At 69.9% G+C, this 2,806-nt stretch carries 4 protein-coding genes and 1 pseudogene; 1 reads left to right on the top strand and 4 read right to left on the bottom strand.

The window, feature by feature from the left end; translation table 11 throughout:
- Both ABD289_RS25160 and ABD289_RS25155 read right to left on the bottom strand, forming a co-directional pair.
- Positions 1–102: pseudogene (locus ABD289_RS25160) on the bottom strand (nicotinate-nucleotide adenylyltransferase); the annotation flags it as partial.
- A gap of 132 nt (positions 103–234) precedes the next feature.
- Positions 235–612 carry a DUF1330 domain-containing protein gene (locus tag ABD289_RS25155; protein ID WP_344138139.1) on the bottom strand — a complete coding sequence of 126 codons (378 nt, stop codon included), beginning with the start codon at positions 610–612 and terminating at the stop codon, positions 235–237.
- Positions 613–830: 218 nt separating this feature from the next.
- On the opposite strand from ABD289_RS25155, the gene ABD289_RS25150 reads away from it, so the two are divergent.
- Positions 831–1,697 carry an AraC family transcriptional regulator gene (locus ABD289_RS25150; protein WP_344138136.1) on the top strand — a complete coding sequence of 289 codons (867 nt, stop codon included), beginning with the start codon at positions 831–833 and terminating at the stop codon, positions 1,695–1,697.
- A 127-nt stretch (positions 1,698–1,824) separates the two neighbouring features.
- Here ABD289_RS25150 and ABD289_RS25145 read toward each other — a convergent pair whose 3' ends face one another.
- The gene (locus tag ABD289_RS25145) at positions 1,825–2,259 is read right to left on the bottom strand and encodes an SRPBCC domain-containing protein (protein ID WP_344138133.1); all 435 of its coding nucleotides are present in this window, start codon (positions 2,257–2,259) and stop codon (positions 1,825–1,827) included.
- Positions 2,259–2,588 (bottom strand): ArsR/SmtB family transcription factor, encoded by a 330-nt coding sequence (locus ABD289_RS25140; protein WP_344138130.1) that lies wholly within the window; start codon positions 2,586–2,588, stop codon positions 2,259–2,261. Before ABD289_RS25140 ends, ABD289_RS25145 begins: the two co-directional genes overlap by 1 nt.
- Between the last annotated feature and the right edge of the window lie 218 nt (positions 2,589–2,806).

Here is a 2,806-nt window from a genome sequence, read left to right as displayed (position 1 = left end):
GGAGATCGCCATCGCCGGGATCTCCACCAGCGAGACCGAACCGTCCGGCAGGTGGTCGCTCCCCAACGAGCACCCCGGGCGGGTGACGCCGATGAAGGTTGCGCGCAGACCCCCACCGACGCGCCCCGGCGTACCGAACAAGTCCGTGCGCCCGAGAGTGCGGACCGTGTTCCCGGGAGTTGAGCAGCGCATCGGACTTCTGTGACCGACTACTCCCAGCGACCGGCGGGAGCTTCAGGAATCGCGCCGGTTTCCCCAGGGAACGGTCGGCTGGAGCACGGCCTCGGAGAGTCCGCGGGAGCGCAGTTCGGTGATCGCCTGGTACTCCGGATCGGCGACCATGCGGGTGAACGCCTGCCGATCCGGGTAGCGCACGACCAGCACCGCGTCCCAATCCTGCCCCTCTTCGGCGACCAGGGGCGTTGCCCCGTCGCCCGCGTAGAGCACCTCGGCGCCGTAGCGCTGCAGCAGCGGCCCCGCCTTGCGGGTGTACTCCTCGTACAGGGCGCGTCCTTCCGGGGCGAACCGCAGCAGGTTGAGCATCACGACGGGGCCTTCCGGACCCTCGTCGAGCAGGTTCTTGAGATCGGCTCCGGACGGGTCGACTGCCATACTCGGCCCCCTGTGCTGGTCGAACGTTCGCGGCGACGTCCACCGCCGCGTTGCGGACGAACCGAGTTTAGGCAGCGAACGCATTTCTGCATACCGCCCGGTCGGTATCTTCCGTGCAACGCGCGCCGCCCGCGCGTGATCGAATGATCGGATCGGACCGCAACGGTCGGGCGCGTCCCGGGTGTCCTCCACCAGGGTCGATGTCGGAGGGAGGCCCCATGATCTCGGCGCTCAACCGGCTCGTCGATCTCGTCGAGGAGCACCTCGCCGAGGAGTTCGACCTCGGAGACGCGGCAGGCGCGCTCGGCACGACCGAGTACCACCTGCGCCGGATGTTCTCGTCGCTGGCGGGCATGCCGCTGTCGGAGTACGTGCGCCGGCGCCGCATGACCGTCGCCGCCGCCGAACTCGTCCGCGGCGAGGACGACCTGCTGAGCATCGCCGTCCGGTACGGCTACGGCTCGACGGAGGCGTTCGGACGCGCGTTCGCGGCGGTGCACGGCACCCGCCCCAGCGATGTCCGCCGCGACGGAGGCCCCCTTCGCACCCAACCCCAGCTCAGGTTCCGCCTGACCGTCGAAGGGACCAACCCCATGAACACCCGGATCGTCGACCGCCCCGCGTTCCGGCTCGTCGGACACGCCACCCGAGTGCCGCTCATCCACCGCGGCATCAACCCGCACATCCAGGAGCACATCGCCGCGCTGCCGCAGGAGGAGCACGCGCGGCTGAAGGCGCTGAGCGATACCGAACCGTCCGGCCTGCTGCAGGTCTGCGACGACCTCGATCCGGACAGCACCGAGGGCAGCGAGCTGACCTACCTGCACGGGGTCGCCCTCGCGCAGGCCCCCACCCCCGGCGACCTCGACGCGATCGAGGCGCCCGCGGGAAAGTGGGCGGTCTTCCACGCGTCGGGACCGCACCCGCAGACGCTGCAGGAGACCTATGCGGCCACGGCGACCGAGTGGTTCCCCGCCAACCCGTGGCGCCTGCGTCCGGGCCCCTCGATCATCGCGATCCTCGATCACGCGGACGACTTCAGCACCGCGACGTGCGAGGTGTGGCTGCCCGTCGAAGCGCAGTGACGGAACTGCCCGGTTGAAGCGCTCGGCGGCGAACCTCGGCCATTCGCCGCTCGGCGTTCCCGGTGCTGGAACGCCGAGCGGCACTGGTCGTGCTGCTGTGGCTGGAGAGCCCTTCAGCAGCCGGTCATCAAGCGGCCTCGGCCAGAGCGCGCTCGAGCGCGTCGAGGCAGTGCACCCAGCCGGTCTCGGCCTGCCCCGCCCAGGGCGTCTGGGCGAAGGCGTCGGTGAAGCTGTGGGTGAACGTCAACCGGCAGCCCTCGCCGTCGGGTTCCAGTTCGAAGCGCAGCTCGTGAGTACCGGTCTGCTCGTCGTGCTCCCGGAAGGCGAAGACCTTCGGAGGCAGGAACTCGGTGATCTCGGCCCGGGACTCGGTGCCTTCCTCGTCGCGGAACCGGATGGCCCCGCCGAGCTGCGGATCGAGCTCGGCGACGGTGAAGGGGTACCACTGGCTGAGCTGCTCCGGTTCGGTGACGGCGCGCCACACCTTCTCCGGGGCGTGCGCGAGGCGCCGCTCGAAGCGCAGGGTCCGCTCATCGCCCGGAGAGCGCGGGGAGTCGTTCATCAGTCCTCCTTCGTTCCGGGGTCGTCCGGCATGGTTTCCAGGTGCTGCTCGAGAGCATCGAGGCTTTCGGACCAGAGCCGCCGAAAGGGGGCGAGCCAGGCGTCGATCTCCAGCAGCGGTTCGGGACGCAGCCGATACCACCGGCGCTGGGCGTCGTACCGCACGTCGACGAGACCCGCTTCCCGCAGCACCCTCAGGTGCTTGGACACAGCGGGCTGCGCGAGCGAGAGCCGTTCGCCGAGATCGCCGACGAGGTGCTCGCCGCCGCGAAGCAGCTCGAGGATCTCTCGCCTACGAGGCTCCGCCACCACCTCAAACGTTGTTGCCACCCCAGTAATATAACCGAATGGGCATATAGAAGCCAGGAATCGAGCACGCGACCGCCCGCCCCACGAGCGACCCCATGACCGTCGATCGGACGAGCGCGCCCGCGCACGCAGCGCGCGGAGGTGAACCTCGGGCCGCTAGCGAACGGGGCCAGGTCGCACCGGATTTGTACCGGCGCGACCTGGCCCCGTTCGCGTTGGAGCGTTTCCGCTGCTAGGGG

Origin of the sequence: Saccharopolyspora halophila (assembly GCF_039531955.1) — a bacterium.
GTDB lineage: Bacteria > Actinomycetota > Actinomycetes > Mycobacteriales > Pseudonocardiaceae > Saccharopolyspora > Saccharopolyspora halophila.
Note: the sequence above shows the minus strand (reverse complement) of the source record. Positions and strands in the feature narration are given on the sequence as shown.